Raw genomic sequence first — 15,592 nt, forward strand, 5'->3', positions numbered from 1 at the left:
AAACATGAAATTTATTATTTTAGGCTGTGGTAGTTCAATGGGTGTACCAAGACCAGATGGTTTTTTTGGAAATTGTGATCCAAATAATAAAAAAAATTACAGAACAAGATGCTCAGCTTTATTGAAAACTACTGATGAAAATATACTAATAGATACTTCTCCTGATTTAAGGGAACAACTTTTAAGACATAAAATTAAAAAAATAAATAAAGTTTTATTTTCACATATGCATGGAGATCAAACTCATGGAATTAATGATTTAAGATCTTTTTATATAAATAGCAGAAAACAAATTAATGTTTATGCAGATAATGATACTTCAAAATATCTTAAAAATTCATTTTCATATATTTTCAAAAGTTACTCAAAAGAATATCCAGCAACGTTAAATTTAAATAAATTACCAAAAAATATTTATACAAAAAATAAGAATAAAAAAATTAATATTCAATCTATTACAGTTGAGCATGGTAAAGTAAATTCAAATTGTTTTATTATTGATAAAAAATTAGCTTATATTAGTGATGTAAGTAAAATTTTTAAAAAAGATTTTAAATATTTTAAAAACTTGAAATATTTAATAATTGATTGCTTGTGGTATAATTTTCATCCATCACATTTTAACTTAGAAAATTCACTTAATATAATCAAAGTGTTTAAGCCCAAAAAAGCTATTCTAACAAATTTATCAGTAGTGTTAGATTATAAAGTCCTTAAAAAGTTATTGCCAAAAAATGTTGTACCTGCTCATGATGGTTTTACTTTAGAATTATAAAATATTTTCAATTGATTTAATCAATTTTTTTGACATTGGTTTAGTAAAAGATGCAAATGTATCTTCAACTTTTCCTTCCTTATTAATTAAAATTTTATGAAAATTCCATTTTGGAATAGCAGATCTACCGTGATTTTCTTTTGCCCACTTGAAAAGTTCATGAGCATTTTCTCCTTTAACTTCTGTGATAGTTGTTAATGGAAAATTGATATTGAAATTTACTTCACAAAATTCTTTTACATCTGCATTATTTTTTTTTTCTTGATTAAAAGAATTTGAAGGGACTCCAAGAACAACTAAGCCTTTATCTTTATATAAATCCCATAATTCCTGTAATTCGTCGTATTGGTTGGTAAAACCACAAAAACTAGCTGTATTAACTACTAGAATAACTTTATTTTTGTAGTCATTTAGATTTATTGTTCCACCGCTTATGCTTTCAATTGTAAAATCATAAAACTTTTTTTCATAGTTTGCTGTTGCTGAGGTTTTAAAAAAAATCATAAATATAAAAAATAGAAATATTAATTTTCTCATTTCTTAGGTTTATTTGGAGTAAGTAATATTAAAAAATAACCAAATAAAGTGGATAGTAAAGAACCAGTCAAAACACCTATTTTTACACCATCCATATATTGCATGTTTTCAACGAAAGCTAAATTTCCTACAAACAAACTCATTGTGAAACCAATACCAGTAAGAACTCCAACTCCATAAAAATTGTACCAACTTGTATCGTTTGGCATTTGGGCTACTTTTAATTTTATTGATATATAAGAAAATATAAATACACCAAGTTGTTTGCCCAAGAATAGACCAAGTACAATACCTAATGGAACTTTATCTAACAATGAAGCAAAAGATAAGCCTTCAAGAGAAACACCTGCATTAGCAAACGCGAATAAAGGCATTATTCCAAAAGCAACATAAGGACTAATTGCATGTTCTATTTTTATTAATAAAGAAAAATCTTTGTCTTTTTTTCTATGTGGGATTGTCATAGCTAATAAAACACCGGCAATAGTAGCGTGGATACCTGAGTTGTGAGTAAAATCCCAAAGGAAAAGTCCTACTAGCAAATAAGGTAAGAATTTTTTGATATTAAATTTATTTATTAACAACAAAACAATAAAAGCTAACAGCATCAATGTTAAGTACTTAATGCTTAAATCTCCAGAGTAGAATAGAGCAATTATTACTATTGCTCCTAAATCATCAATTATAGCTAAAGCTGTTAAAAATACTTTTAATGATAGAGGGACTCTTTTTCCAAGTAATGATAAAACTCCTAAAGAAAAAGCAATATCTGTGGCTGATGGAATTGCCCATCCAGTTAAAGTTTCACTGTCGCCTAAATTAATAAAAACATAGAATAATGCAGGAACCAACATTCCTCCTACAGCGGCTATAATTGGCAGTAAAGCCTGTTTAATATTTGAAAGTTCTCCTTGTAGAAATTCTCTTTTTATTTCTAATGTAACAAAGAAAAAGAATATAGCCATCAAGGCGTCGTTGATCCAATGTAATACAGATAATTTTAGACCAAAATTATTAATACCTATAAATAAGTATTTATTTAAAGTAGCAAAATATAAATCTGCTAATCCTGAGTTACTTATAAATAATGCAATTATTGCAGCAAATAATAGAACAAGTCCGCTTGCAGCTTCTAATTTAAAAAACCATCTAAAAGGTTTAGATATATAATTAATCATAAAATTTTAAATTAGGTCTATAATAAATAGTTTAATATCTTGCAATGTTTCAAAAAGGTTGAATAATATTACTTCTAGTCCAGGAAATACATTAATTAGTGATGTTTTAAGTGTATCAACCAAGATTATTAAAGCAACAAAAGATATAATAAAAACTATCAAATAAGAAAATAATTTAGATTTTTTACCTTCTGACTTTTCAACTGTTTTTAAGTTTTCTTTTTCTATTTCAGCTTCAATTTTTTTTTCTTGTTGTAAAGTTTTGCTAATTACCAGGTTTTTTTTTATTACCTGATTTTGTTCAGTTATATTTGTAGAAATATTATTATTTAATGTTAATGGAGCTTCACTTTCATTTTGTGGTTTGTAAAACCAAACTTTTTCACATGATCCACATTGCAGCTCACGTCCTTCATTGGGAATTAACGAACTATCAATTTTGAATTGTTTCTTTTCACATGGACATGTAATTATCATGCTTAGTTATATAACAGATTTTACTCAAAATTCTTTTAATTTAGGCTTCTTTATACATTGAAATTATCAATAACTACTGTATTAGTACTTCGATCGGAGTGTAGCGCAGCCTGGTAGCGCATCTGGTTTGGGACCAGAGGGTCGCAGGTTCGAATCCTGCCACTCCGACCATCATTATGAAAAAAGCAATAATTTACATTCCTAACAAAAACCCAATGCAATCAGGTTTAGCTAAAAATGACAAATGGATATTAGAATTTAAAACTAAAGATCCAACAAAGAATCCATTAATGGGTTGGGAAAGCTCGACTGACACTTATTCGGAATTAAAATTAGAATTTTCATCAAAAGAGCTTGCAATCAATTATGCAAAAAAAAAGAAAATTGAGTTTGAATTAATTGAGCCAAGAAAAAGAAAAACAGTAAAAAAATCTTACGCTGATAATTTTTTAAAATAAAAAATGTTTAGGTTTTTCACTCAAAAACATTGGTTGTTGTGGTCATGGATTGGTTCAGCAATAATTTTATCATCACTTTGGATACAGGTAAAAATTGATGTAAAAATCAATGAATGGTTTGGTCAATTCTACGACATGATTCAAAAAGCCTTAAGTGCACCAAACTCTATTACTATAGAAGAGTATTGGTCAAGCTTATTATCTTTTATAACTTTGGCTGCTATGTATGTAGGTGTAGCAGTTGTTGTTAGTTTTTTTACTTCACACTATTTATTCAGATGGAGAACTGCCATGGTTGAATGGTATCATAGCGTATATGATAAAGCTCGAAAAATAGAAGGAGCTGCACAAAGGGTTCAAGAAGATACTATTAAATTTTCTAGAATAATGGAGTCACTAGGAACAAGTTTAATTGAAGCTTTAATGATACTGATTGAATTTATGCCAATTTTATTTGGTTTAAGTGTTGGTATTCCAATTTTTTTCTTTGGTGATTGGGATTATGGCTTGATAGTTGGCGCTTTAATTTGGTCGGTAGGTGGGACCATATTTTTGATTGTGCTTGGTTTAATTTTAAGGTTGGTTGGTGTTGAATATGATCTTCAAAAAAAAGAGGCTGCTTATAGAAAAATACTTGTAATAGCAGAAGACGATGGAACTATTCGTCCAAAAACTATTGAAGAATTATTTGATGGAGTGAGAAATATTCACTTCTTAAGTTACATAAGATATTTGTATTTTAATATTGGGAGAATTGCATACTTACAAGCTAACGTATTATCAGCGTATGTTTTTTTGGCACCAGCAATTGTAGCCGGTGCAGTAACACTTGGTGTAATGCAGCAAATAATTAGAGCCTTTGGTAGAGTAGAAGGTTCTATGCAGTATATATTAAAGGCCTGGCCAACTATAATCGAACTTGCTAGCGTTTATAAACGTTTAAGAGAATTTGAGTTTAAAATCAATCAAGAAGATTTAATTGATTAAAAATTAAATGACAATTGATATAAAATATATTGATAAATTTATTGATGTTACATCAAAAGCGGCTTTAGCTTCCTCATATTTAATTGGAAAAAAAGATAAAAATGCTGCAGATAAAGCTGCAGTAGACTCTATGAGAAGTCAATTAAATAAAATGAATATTCAAGGTGAAATTGTTATTGGAGAGGGTGAATTAGATGAAGCCCCAATGCTTTATATTGGTGAAAAAGTTGGCACTAATAATGGACCTGTATTTGATATAGCTGTAGATCCACTTGAAGGAACAAATTTTGCAGCAAACAATCTTCCTGGCGCTCTATCTGTAATTGCACTAGCAGAAAAAGGGTGTTTATTTAGTGCACCAGAAACTTATATGGAAAAAATAGCTACTAGAGTTAAAGAAAAAAATGTTGTTGATTTAGACTATACAATTAAGCAAAATATTCATAACTTAAGTGATTTTTTAAATAAAAACCCTGAAAATTTAACTGCATGTATCCTTGATAGACCAAGGCATAAAAATATTATTGATAAGTTAAGGGGATTAAGAGTTAATTTGAAATTAATAACTGATGGAGATGTTTCTGGGGCAATGCTTGTTACAGAAGAAAAATATAACGTAGATATTTTTTTAGGAATCGGAGGCGGTCCAGAAGGTGTTCTTGCTGCAACAGCTTTAGATGCATATAACTGCAGTTTTCAAGGAAGATTTTTGTTTGAAACTGATGAAGATAAACAAAGAGCAAAAAAAATGGGTATTAATAATTTTACAAAAAAATATGAGTTAAGCGAAATAGTATCAGGTGACTCTATTTTTTGTGCAACAGGTATAACATCTGGAGATTTAGTTAAAGGTATAGAAATTCACAATAATGAATTTATTTCAGAAACTTTAGTAACACACAAATCATCGGGTCTAAAAAAAGTAATAAAATTAAAACAAAATTTATAATGATAAGCTTGATTAATTGTTTTTTTTACAATAAAAAGCAGCAGTTTGGTCCCTTCGTCTATCGGTTAGGACACGTGGTTTTCATCCTCGAAAGAGGGGTTCGATTCCCCTAGGGACCGCCAAAAATATGGTATTTTATGTATATATGTTAAAATGCATAACACCAAATATTACAAAGTCATATGTTGGCTACACAAATAACATTTCATTAAGATTAAAAAAACACAATCTAGGCAAAGGTGCAAAATCAACAAGAGGATTAAAATGGAAAATTATATATAAAAGAAAGTTTATTTCTAAAAGTTTAGCTTTGTCATATGAATACAGATTAAAAAATAATAAAGTAAAAAGAAAATATTTGATTGATAAAAATTAAAATGAAAATTGCAACAATACTTCCTTACAAAGAAAACTATTCTAATAAAAATGCAGGTGCAGTTTCGTTATGGGTTAGTGATTTTATGAAATATTCTTCGTACAAAAAGAATGTCACTGTATTTGGTCATACATTTGACAGAAGTTATCTAACTAAAAATTATTTTAATATTAATTTGCAATCCATAAATTCAAAAATTTTCAGTTCTACAAAGGAATATTCAAATAATATAATTAAACACTTAACTAAAAATTATTTTGATATAGTTGAAATACACAACAGACCAATTATGGTATACAGCTTTGTAAAAAAAATTGATTCAAAAATAATTCTTTACCTTCATAATGATCCAAAAACAATGAAAGGTTCAAAGACTAAAAATGAAAAACTATTTCTTTTAGAAAAAGTTGATAAAATTATTTTTATCTCTGAATGGATAAAAAAACAATTTTTTTCAAACCTAAAATTTAATGAACATCATAAAACTGAAGTTATTTATCACAGTATTGATCCAATTAAAAAGCTTTCAAAAAAAAAGAAGCAAATTGTTTTTGTTGGAAAACTTAATGAGGCTAAAGGTTATGATCTTTTTTGTAAATCTGTTGATAAAGTTTTAAAAAAATATGATGACTGGAAGGCATTTTCTATTGGTGGTGAAAAAAGATTGCAAGAATATTACAAAAATAAAAAACAAATTAATCTTGGAATTTTAGATAACAAAAAAGTTCTCAATATTTTTAAAGAATCTGAAATAGCTGTAATACCTTCTAGATGGGACGAACCATTTGGAAGAACTGCATTAGAATCAACTTCCCGTGGTTGTGCTACAATCATTTCAAATAGAGGTGGTCTTACAGAAACAACTGATGATGCGATTGTTTTAAAAAATCTTGATTCAAATAATATCGTAAAGGAGTTAATTAAATTAATTAAAAATAAAAATTTAAGAAAAAAATTACAAATATCTGGACTAAAAAACTTGAAACATATTCTTAAGTTAAATTCTGCCAAAATTGACTATATGAGATCTACACTTTTTCCTTTTTCTAATTTTAATACAAATGGTGGTAAATTAAGAATTCTCAATATTTACAATCTTGCTCAAAAATTAAATCATAGAATTTATAATCTTTCTTTGGGGAAAAAATTTACTAATGGTTTTATAAGAAATGGTCATGATGTAATTGAAATTAGTGATAGAGATTATATTAGGCAACAAAAAAGTTTAAATATTTTTAATTTTAGAGAAAAGTTTAATTCATATCTGATAAATACTGTAAAAAATTATAATCCTGATCTAATAACTTTTGGACATACTAATAATTTAGACCTTGATTTGTTGTCTATTTTAAAAAAAATTAATAGAAACATGATTATTTCACAATGGAATGAAGATCCAATGATGAATACGTCTATAGAGGCTAAAGAAAATGTAAATAAAATTAAAAATTTTTTACCTCAAATTGACCATACATTTGTTACAACTAATCCAAAAGTTACTGCTTTTGCTAAAAATAATTTTAATAATATTCATTACTTTATTACACCTGTTGATAAATCTATAGAATGTTTTGACGTTTATAATCTTAATCCTCAAAAAGATTTGTTTTATGCTATTAGTCATGGAGTAAATAGGGGAAGTCTAAAATCTGGTAAAATTGATAGTAGACTTAAAATTTTGCAAACTTTAATAAAAAAACTAAATGGTATTAAGCTTGATTTTTATGGAATTAATGGAAGAGAACCTATTTGGGGAAATGATTTTTATAGTGCTTTATTGAATGTAAAGATGGGATTAAATTTAAGCAGAGGAAAACCAACTAAACATTATTCAAGTAATAGAATTGCGTCTTTAATGGGAAATGGTTTATTAACTTTTATTGATGAAAAAGTTGAAATGGATTCTTTTTTTTCAAAGAATGAAATTATTTTTTATAAAAATATAGACGATTTAGCTAGTAAGATTAAATTTTATTCAAAAAATGATAGAGAAAGAATTAAGATTGCGAAAAATGGAAAGAAAAAATATTTTAAAAGATTTAATGAAATTGCAACCACAAAATATATTGTTGATGTTTCTACTGGAAAGATAAATAATCTTTATAATTAAAGATTAATTTTATTTAATGCCAAATTTTAATGTTTTCAATTATAATACCAACTTATAATAATTTAGAATATTTAAAAATAACTTTAAACAGTATTTTTAAAAATTCTAATTTTAAACATGATATTATTGTTCATATAAATGAAGGTATTGATAGTTCATTGGATTATATAAAAAGTAAAAATATTGAATTTACTTATTCCAAAAAAAACATCGGATTATGTAGTGCCGTTAATAAAGCTGCTAAAAAATCTAAAACTGATTATGTACTTTACTCACACGACGATATGTATTTTTGTCCAGGTTGGGATATTTGCTTAATTAACGAAGTTAAACAACTTAAAACTGAAAAATTTTATTTATCTGCCTCTATGATAGAGCAAAGATCAGGTCATATTCAATTTGATGCTGGTGATACTTTTAATAACTTCGATGAAAATAAACTTTTATCTAATCTTGATAATATTAAATATTTTGATTTTCAGGGTAGTCATTGGGCACCTCATTTAATTCATAAAAAAATTTGGGATGAAGTAGGAGGTTTTAGTGAAGAATTTAATCCTGGTATGGGCTCTGATCCAGATTTAAATATGAAACTTTGGCAAAATGGTGTTAGAATCTTCAAAGGGTTATCTAATTTTAAAGTATATCATTTTGGATCCATCTCTTTAAGAAAAAAAAAAGATCTAATTGTTAACAATGGGTCTAAAACATTTTTAAAAAAATGGAAAATAACACCTAAATTTTTTACGAAACACTATTTGAGAGGTGGTACATTTAAAAACAATAAAATTATCTCAATTAATTATAATGGACCTGTAGATGAACCAATTAAAAACTTTTCATACTTTTTTGATTTAATTAAATGTAAAATAAAATTATTACAAATTTTACTAAGTAAAAAAAAGTCAACTAAATATTAATTTTATTTAGAGCGTTATTTTTAAATAAATTTGCTTCTCTAATATATCTCCTAACCATTTGTGTTGTTTTGTGGCCTGTCATCGCCATTATACTACGCTCATCAGCACCAGACTCTGCAGCAACAGTCGCAAAACCTGATCTTAAACTATGACCTGCAAAATTTTTGTTTTCTATACCTGCAAAATTTAAATATTTTTTAATTAATAATACTACTGATTGATCAGTTAATCTTTCATTAGTTAATGATGATCCTTTTGTAAATCTTCTAAAAATAGGTCCAGACTTTATTTTAGAAATTTCTAACCATTTTTTTAGATTTACAACTGGGCAATAAGTTTCATTAGTGAAGTAGGGCAGTCCTTTAATCATCCCTTCACCGAGTTGATCAGTTTTTGATTTTTTAATAGTGATTTTAAGACCTTCAGGTACAAATTCTAGATCTTCATGATCAATTGAGATTATTTCAGTTCGTCTAAATCCACCTCCAAAGCCTACCAATATTATTGATTTATCTCTAAATTTTTTAATATCATGAATTTTTTGCTCATTTATTACATTAATAATAGATTTTAAATGATTAATTAATAAAGGTTTTTTTCCTTTTTGAATGCTTCCTTTAACCCTTCTAATTCCCATTAAGTTTTCAACAATAATTGGATGTTTTGTATCTAGATAATAACCTTTTAGTTTATGTATCATACTAATTGCCACTAATCTTCTTCTCAAGGTGCTTATTTTAGAGTTTTTAGAAAGATGAGTAATATATAAAGAGATTATTTCTGGTTCAGATGGCAAAGATTTAAATCCATGTTTAGCACAAAATATACCAAAATCTTTGAAATCAGATTTATAAGCTCTTAGTGTATTGTTTGCTTTAGAACTTTTAAGATTATTTAAAGTTTCTTCGTGAAGTGATTTTAAGTCTGTTGTTAGATAATTCATATTATTACTATTGATAACAATTAATTATCGTTAGTAATATATTAATAGATTTTAATAGTCAATACTAATAATTATAAAAATTATGATCAAAAAATCACAAGAACATCTTAATTCGGCTAATGAAAGTTATGCAGAACATATGAGCGTAGCGTTCAAAGTAGGCTCAAAAATGATTGCTAGTGGATTTATTGCTTTAATTCATGGATTAATACCAGCAATTTTCGAAAGAAACGCAAGCAACAGAATAAAAGAACTGAAAAATTTTATAAACCAAAAAAAATAATGATTACAATAATTTAATGTAAATAACTAATGTAAATGATTAGAAAAATTAAAAGAAAAGATAAAGAAAAATGGATAAAATTGTACTGCGGGTATGCTAAATTTTATAAAGTTCCTATGAAACAAGAGATTTTAGATACTTTATGGAGTTGGATACACGATGGAAATCATGTTGTGAATGGAATATGTTACGAAATTGAAGACAAAATTGTTGGAATTGCACACTACAGAACAATGCCAAGACCAATAAAAGGTCAATATATAGGATTTTTAGATGATTTATTTGTGGATGAACACTTTAGAGGCAAGAAAATAGCTCAAAAACTTATAAAATACCTTGAATCTTTATCTAAAGAAAATAATTGGAATGGAATTCGTTGGATAACCCACTCTTCCAATGAGACAGCAAAAAAATTATATGATAAAATTGCAAAAAATACAGGATTTGAATTATATGAACTTAAAAGGGACTAAATTTCAGATAAAAGTTTGGAATTACTTAAAAAAAATACCTAGAGGAGAAGTCAGAACCTACCTTCAGGTGGCAAAAGCTATTGGAAAGCCAAAAGCCCATAGAGCGGTAGCAAATGCAGTTGGGAAAAACCCATATCCTCCAAAAATACCTTGTCATAGGGTAATTAGGACCGACGGATCTCTTGGAGGATACTCAGGAAAAGGTGGAATTAAGACTAAGTTGCGATTACTTAGATCTGAAAAAGTAGATATTTAAGGTTAAAAAAGTGTTGAAAATAAAGTCTTTTAGACAATTTTTGTGAATAATCATGTAAATAGCACTATTCACCCTTCAGTTGTACCGCGTTTCTAAATATAACTAAATAAGTACCCTCTATGGGCGATTAAAGAGCATATTCTATTACTGCATTGCTCTATTTTTCAATGATATCAAACCTTTTTTAACGTCTCAATTTTGCTCTATTTTACAGGTTTTTTAATCCGCCTGCCCTAAAATTTTTGATATAAAAATATACTTTAAAATTTCATTAGTAAAAAACTGTTGCAATTAAACACTTCTATGAATTTATATTATTTTTCAACTCTTTAACTAAAATTAGTATTTTTTTCCATATCAATGTGGTCCAAAAAAGCTATTAATATTAATGATTTTAATTAAAAAACCAAAATATTACTCGACTTCAACAAATATTAATGCATTTTAATTATATTTATATTTAAATAATTTATTCAATAATTACAATATTTTAATTGTATATATTAATGTAAAACATTAATAATTAGTACACAAATAAATACTATTAATTACTCCTTTTTAAAATGTATTCTCTTCTGGTTATATAGAGACCACTTAAGACAATTATAAAAAGACCTAAATAAGTCCAATTATCTGGTAATTCATGAAAGAAATAATAGCTAATTAATATGTTTGTTATGATTTCTGTATAGCCCAAAGGAGCTAATTTTGAAGCATCAGCATATTTGAGTGATAAAATTAAGAAAAGATGGGCTACAGAGGCTATAAGGCCGATTAAAGCCATTAAAATCCACTGATTTGTAGTAGGATTTACCCATACAGAAGGCATAAATAAACTAATAATGACCGTTCCTATTAAACCTGAAAGCAAAAGTGTTAAAAGAGGGTTATCTGAAGTGCTAAGTTTTCTTGTTATAATAAGGTAAAATCCATAACAAATTCCATTACCTAAAGCAGCTAAAGTAGCTAGATTAAGTTCAATAAATCCAGGTCTAATAACAATTAAAGTACCAACAAACCCTAACGATACAGCAGTCCATCTTTTCACCCCTACTTTCTCCTTTAAAAAAAATGGAGATAAAGCTGTGACACAAATTGGTGCTACAAATGCTAAAGTTAAAGCTTTTGGGAGTGAAATTTCAGAAATCGCATAAAAGAATAAATACGTAGAAAAAACAAATATCAAACCTCTTATTAATTGAAGAGCTGGTTTCTTAGTCCAAACTAATGACTGTCTATAAAATATAAGCATTAAAGACAGAGTAAAAACTACGGTAAAAAAATATCTAGCCCATGTTATTTGTAAAACATCCATTGATGAGCTTAAATATTTAGCAAACGCATCCATAACAGGGACAATCATCCAAGCAGACGCATTTAAAATTATAGCCTTCACAGCTGAAAGATATATCTTAATAGAAGTATTTTAAAGCAAAGAATACAACTATTGGAACTGTAATAAATGACATTAATGTAGAAACAACAATTGTGCTAGCAATGTTATCGACTATTTCCTTTGGTGAGTACATTGATCCAATTAAATAATTTAAAATAGCGCTTGGCATAGCAGATTGAATTAAAATTACACCTGCACCAAATCCAGAAAGATCGAAAAAAATTACAATTAAAAAACCAATTATGGGTCCAATGATTACTCTTCCAATAGAGGCAATTATTGAATTGGTGAAAGAAAAAACTTTTAATTTTGTTAATGCAATTCCTAAAGACATTAATATTAAAACAATTGCTGTATATGTTAACAATTCAGTTAAATTAATAATTGCTTTAGGCATCTCCAATTCAAAATAAATAAAAGTAACTGAAAATATAATTGCGTAAAAAGGTGGATTTTTAATTAAAATATTAAAATCAAATTTTCTGTCTGCTAGAAACACTCCCAATGTAAAGTGAAGTAAAATTATAAGCGAAGATATTGATGCAGCTATTCCTAAACCTTGTGAACCATAAGCAAAAAGACAAATAGGAATACCCATATTTCCATTATTAGGAAGAAGAAAAACTGGGATTTCTCTAATGATATCTTTAGTTTTTAATAGATATAAAATAATTATGCCTGTTAAACCAAAACCAGCAATAGCAATTAAATAATAAATAAAATAACTGGTATATTGTTCAAATGTTATACCTGTAGAAGTAATAGAATATATAACCATTGCTGGTGTACCAACATTTGAGGCAAAAGTAGTTATAAAGGAATTATCAAAACCTGGTTTTTTCTTACCAAGATAATATCCAACCCCAACAACAAAAAATACAGGAAATAATACTTCAATAAGTTTGAAATATATTTCCATTAATCAAGCAATCTAATTAACGTAGGTGATTTTAAGATATTCTTATTTTTACTAAATATAGATAAACAGCTATTGCAATTTAATTCTGTGGTTTTATGAGTAACTATTACGATTGTAGCTTTATTATTTTTCTTATCTGGAGTTTGAATTAATCTTTTGACAGAAATTTTATATTTAGCTAAACGATTGGTTATTTGAGATAAAACGCCTGGTTTATCTTTAACTTCAAATCTTAAATAAAGGGAATTAACATAATTATTTACGTTGTAAGTCTTTAAAGATTTTAATTTATTTACACTTACACCAAATGGCTTTTTAATGTTTCCTCTTAAAATAGATAATAAGTCAGATAATAAAGATGATGAAGTTGGACCTGGACCAGCACCCTCCCCTTGTAATACGCTTTCTCCAACTGGTTTGCCATTAAGGATTACAGCATTCATTACTCCATTTACATTACCAATATACGATTTTTTACTTACAAGACATGGATGAACAGTTTCAAAAAGTTGATTATTTTTGAGTTCAGAGATACCCAGTAGTTTAATTCTTAAATCTAATTGATTTGCAATTTTAATATCTTTTAAATCAATTTTTTCTATTCCTTCCATTAAACATTTTTTATTAGATATTTTACTATTAAAAGCCAAAGCAGATAAAATTCTTACTTTTGCAAATGCATCAAAACCATTTAAATCTAATTTTGGATTTCCTGGTTCAGCATATCCAAGCTGTTGAGCTTTTTTTAAAACATCTACAAAATTTTGCTCAGAATTTTCCATCTCTGATAATATATAATTTGAAGTACCATTTAAAATTCCATAAACTTTTGATAATTTATTAGTAGCTAATCCTTCTTTAATTGATCTCAATATCGGTATCCCACCAGCAACAGATGCTTCGAATTCTAAATTGACATTATTTTTTTCAGCTAGTTTTGCTAAATTGTTTCCATGTTTTGAAATTAAAGCTTTATTTGGAGTAATTACATGAATTTTATTTTTTAAAGCAGTTTCAACTAATTTTTTAGAAACCCCATCAGATTGTCCAATTACTTCAAATAATATATCAACTTTTTCTTTTTTAAAAATTTCAAAAGGGTTTTTGTAAAAAATTTTTCTATTAATTTTATATTTTCTTTTTTTATTTATATTTTTTGCAGAAATAGCTACTACATTAACTCTTTTGCCTGTTTTAAGTTCAATATCTTTTTTTTTAACAATTAATTCATTAAATAAATAATTACCTACTTGACCAAGTCCAACAACTGCTACATTCACTATATTATTCATTTGCTTATATCAGGATATTTACTTTTTTTAGTATAGTCATCTATATAAATCTCATATTCTTCTAATGTCATTTTTGTTATATCGTCTGACTTTTTAAGTATTTCAGTTATTTTTTTTTTATTTTTTTTATTTTCAGCAGGATGTTCTGTCCAATACTGAGAATCTTTATTTAAAGAGCAATTACATAAAAAAATTAGAAAAATAATTAACAAATATTTCATTTTAAAGCAGTTCTTTCAGGAAAATTAAATTTATTATTTAAATTTTGTACAGCCTGACCTGCTCCGCCTTTTATTAAATTGTCTATTGCAGAAATAATGATTATTTTGTTTTTATATTTTGATTTACACACTGTGATAAAGCAATTGTTTGTATTGATAACATCATTTGTGCTCAAGAGTTTATCAGAGTCTAATATTTTAACAAAATTTTCTCCCTTATAAGACATCTCAAGTGTTTTGATGATTTTTGATTGATTAACATTTTTTTCTAAATCTAAATAAATTGTACTTAATATACCTCTAAACATTGGAGATAAATGTGGAGTAAAACTAAATTGAAAATTTTTATTTGTAAATTTGCTTAAAAATTGATGAATTTCAGAATTATGTCTATGAAAACCGACACCATAAGCACTTAAAGATTTGTATAAATTCTTATCTTTATATTTTTTATGAACTCCTCTACCGGCACCAGAATATCCAGATTTTGAATCAATAATTATATTGTCTAATTTAACTAATTTTTTTTTAATTAGCGGAACAAGAGGTAATAATATTGATGTTGGATAACATCCTGGACATGAAATAATATTGTGATTTTTTAGTTCATCACGATTTATTTCTGGTAAACAATAAATGCTTTTCTTCTGTAGTTTTGGAGCTCTATGTTTTTGTTTGTACCATTTTAAATAATCATTAACTTTTTTTAATCTAAAATCTGCTGCTAAATCAATTAGAGTAATATTATCATTAAGTTTTTTTGCTATATCTTGAGCTTCACCATTTGGTAAAGCTGTAAAGACAACATCAATACCATTTAACAATTTAGGATTAAATTTTACGATTTTAGGTAATTTTTTTTTTGACAGAGATTTATCAAAATAAGAAATATTTTTTCCAACAGACGTATTTCCACATAGATATTTAATATTAATATATTTGTGGTTAATTAATAACTTGATTAATTGAACACCAATATATCCTGTAGATCCGGCAACTAATGCATTAAGCTTAGGCATTTTTTATTATAGCAGTTTAAATT

19 protein-coding genes and 2 tRNA genes are annotated in these 15,592 nt (G+C 26.8%); 12 read left to right on the top strand and 9 right to left on the bottom strand.

Annotated elements, in window-relative coordinates:
• The first annotated feature begins 4 nt into the window (after positions 1–4).
• Entirely contained in the window at positions 5–775 is a 771-nt protein-coding gene (locus tag ACTTBO_RS05040) for an MBL fold metallo-hydrolase (RefSeq protein ID WP_440656674.1), read from the top strand.
• Here the strand turns inward: ACTTBO_RS05040 and ACTTBO_RS05045 are convergent.
• From ACTTBO_RS05045 to ACTTBO_RS05055, 3 genes are read right to left on the bottom strand one after another with little or no spacing between them, the layout of a single operon-like run.
• Positions 770–1,312: a glutathione peroxidase gene (locus tag ACTTBO_RS05045; protein WP_440656675.1), complete on the bottom strand. Its 543-nt coding sequence runs from the start codon at positions 1,310–1,312 to the stop codon at positions 770–772. The genes ACTTBO_RS05040 and ACTTBO_RS05045 overlap by 6 nt on opposite strands.
• Positions 1,309–2,490, bottom strand: coding sequence for a Na+/H+ antiporter NhaA (gene nhaA, locus ACTTBO_RS05050; protein WP_440656676.1), 1,182 nt, complete (start codon positions 2,488–2,490; stop codon positions 1,309–1,311). The genes ACTTBO_RS05045 and nhaA overlap by 4 nt, the downstream gene beginning before the upstream one ends.
• 6 nt (positions 2,491–2,496) lie before the next feature.
• Positions 2,497–2,967, bottom strand: a complete 471-nt coding sequence (locus ACTTBO_RS05055) for a zinc-ribbon domain-containing protein (protein ID WP_440656677.1) — start codon at positions 2,965–2,967, stop codon at positions 2,497–2,499.
• Positions 2,968–3,061: 94 nt separating this feature from the next.
• Here ACTTBO_RS05055 and ACTTBO_RS05060 point away from each other — a divergent pair.
• The 8 genes from ACTTBO_RS05060 to ACTTBO_RS05095 all read left to right on the top strand — a co-directional run bounded on the left by ACTTBO_RS05060 (position 3,062) and on the right by ACTTBO_RS05095 (position 8,767).
• A tRNA-Pro gene (locus ACTTBO_RS05060) sits at positions 3,062–3,138 on the top strand.
• Between the two features lie 5 nt (positions 3,139–3,143).
• On the top strand, positions 3,144–3,425 hold the full coding sequence (locus ACTTBO_RS05065; protein ID WP_440656678.1) for an ETC complex I subunit: 282 nt from the start codon (positions 3,144–3,146) through the stop codon (positions 3,423–3,425).
• Between the two features lie 3 nt (positions 3,426–3,428).
• Positions 3,429–4,412: a putative transporter gene (locus tag ACTTBO_RS05070; protein WP_440656679.1), complete on the top strand. Its 984-nt coding sequence runs from the start codon at positions 3,429–3,431 to the stop codon at positions 4,410–4,412.
• 7 nt (positions 4,413–4,419) lie between these two features.
• Positions 4,420–5,361 (top strand): class II fructose-bisphosphatase, encoded by a 942-nt coding sequence (gene glpX, locus ACTTBO_RS05075; RefSeq protein WP_440656680.1) that lies wholly within the window; start codon positions 4,420–4,422, stop codon positions 5,359–5,361.
• Positions 5,362–5,408: 47 nt separating this feature from the next.
• Positions 5,409–5,483: transfer RNA gene (locus tag ACTTBO_RS05080), tRNA-Glu, on the top strand.
• A gap of 23 nt (positions 5,484–5,506) precedes the next feature.
• Entirely contained in the window at positions 5,507–5,737 is a 231-nt protein-coding gene (locus ACTTBO_RS05085; protein ID WP_440656681.1) for a GIY-YIG nuclease family protein, read from the top strand.
• 1 nt (position 5,738) lies between these two features.
• Entirely contained in the window at positions 5,739–7,847 is a 2,109-nt protein-coding gene (locus ACTTBO_RS05090; protein WP_440656682.1) for a glycosyltransferase, read from the top strand.
• A gap of 29 nt (positions 7,848–7,876) precedes the next feature.
• Positions 7,877–8,767: a glycosyltransferase family 2 protein gene (locus ACTTBO_RS05095; protein ID WP_440656683.1), complete on the top strand. Its 891-nt coding sequence runs from the start codon at positions 7,877–7,879 to the stop codon at positions 8,765–8,767.
• On the opposite strand, the gene ACTTBO_RS05100 is transcribed toward ACTTBO_RS05095, so the two are convergent.
• Positions 8,757–9,710 (bottom strand): site-specific integrase, encoded by a 954-nt coding sequence (locus ACTTBO_RS05100; RefSeq protein WP_440656684.1) that lies wholly within the window; start codon positions 9,708–9,710, stop codon positions 8,757–8,759. The two genes, ACTTBO_RS05095 and ACTTBO_RS05100, sit on opposite strands and share 11 nt — an antisense overlap.
• 82 nt (positions 9,711–9,792) lie before the next feature.
• Between ACTTBO_RS05100 and ACTTBO_RS05105 the strand changes: the two genes are divergently transcribed.
• The 3 genes from ACTTBO_RS05105 to ACTTBO_RS05115 are packed head-to-tail and all read left to right on the top strand — an operon-like array spanning position 9,793 to position 10,722.
• On the top strand, positions 9,793–9,993 hold the full coding sequence (locus ACTTBO_RS05105) for a DUF6356 family protein (RefSeq protein WP_440656685.1): 201 nt from the start codon (positions 9,793–9,795) through the stop codon (positions 9,991–9,993).
• Positions 9,994–10,028: 35 nt separating this feature from the next.
• Positions 10,029–10,466: an N-acetyltransferase family protein gene (locus ACTTBO_RS05110; protein WP_440656686.1), complete on the top strand. Its 438-nt coding sequence runs from the start codon at positions 10,029–10,031 to the stop codon at positions 10,464–10,466.
• Positions 10,447–10,722: a methylated-DNA--[protein]-cysteine S-methyltransferase gene (locus ACTTBO_RS05115; protein ID WP_179850447.1), complete on the top strand. Its 276-nt coding sequence runs from the start codon at positions 10,447–10,449 to the stop codon at positions 10,720–10,722. Before ACTTBO_RS05110 ends, ACTTBO_RS05115 begins: the two co-directional genes overlap by 20 nt.
• Before the next feature lie 544 nt (positions 10,723–11,266).
• On the opposite strand, the gene ACTTBO_RS05120 is transcribed toward ACTTBO_RS05115, so the two are convergent.
• The 5 genes from ACTTBO_RS05120 to argC are packed head-to-tail and all read right to left on the bottom strand — an operon-like array spanning position 11,267 to position 15,569.
• Complete coding sequence (locus ACTTBO_RS05120; protein WP_440656687.1) at positions 11,267–12,118, bottom strand: DMT family transporter; 852 nt, start codon at positions 12,116–12,118, stop codon at positions 11,267–11,269.
• A 16-nt stretch (positions 12,119–12,134) separates the two neighbouring features.
• Positions 12,135–13,037, bottom strand: coding sequence for an AEC family transporter (locus ACTTBO_RS05125; protein ID WP_440656688.1), 903 nt, complete (start codon positions 13,035–13,037; stop codon positions 12,135–12,137).
• Positions 13,037–14,329, bottom strand: coding sequence for a homoserine dehydrogenase (locus ACTTBO_RS05130; RefSeq protein ID WP_440656689.1), 1,293 nt, complete (start codon positions 14,327–14,329; stop codon positions 13,037–13,039). The genes ACTTBO_RS05125 and ACTTBO_RS05130 overlap by 1 nt, the downstream gene beginning before the upstream one ends.
• Positions 14,326–14,550: a hypothetical protein gene (locus tag ACTTBO_RS05135; protein WP_440656690.1), complete on the bottom strand. Its 225-nt coding sequence runs from the start codon at positions 14,548–14,550 to the stop codon at positions 14,326–14,328. Before ACTTBO_RS05135 ends, ACTTBO_RS05130 begins: the two co-directional genes overlap by 4 nt.
• Positions 14,547–15,569 (bottom strand): N-acetyl-gamma-glutamyl-phosphate reductase, encoded by a 1,023-nt coding sequence (argC, locus tag ACTTBO_RS05140; RefSeq protein ID WP_440656691.1) that lies wholly within the window; start codon positions 15,567–15,569, stop codon positions 14,547–14,549. The genes ACTTBO_RS05135 and argC overlap by 4 nt, the downstream gene beginning before the upstream one ends.
• Positions 15,570–15,592 lie beyond the last annotated feature (23 nt).

Origin of the sequence: Candidatus Pelagibacter sp. HIMB1509 (assembly GCF_052047855.1) — a bacterium.
Lineage (GTDB): Bacteria > Pseudomonadota > Alphaproteobacteria > Pelagibacterales > Pelagibacteraceae > Pelagibacter.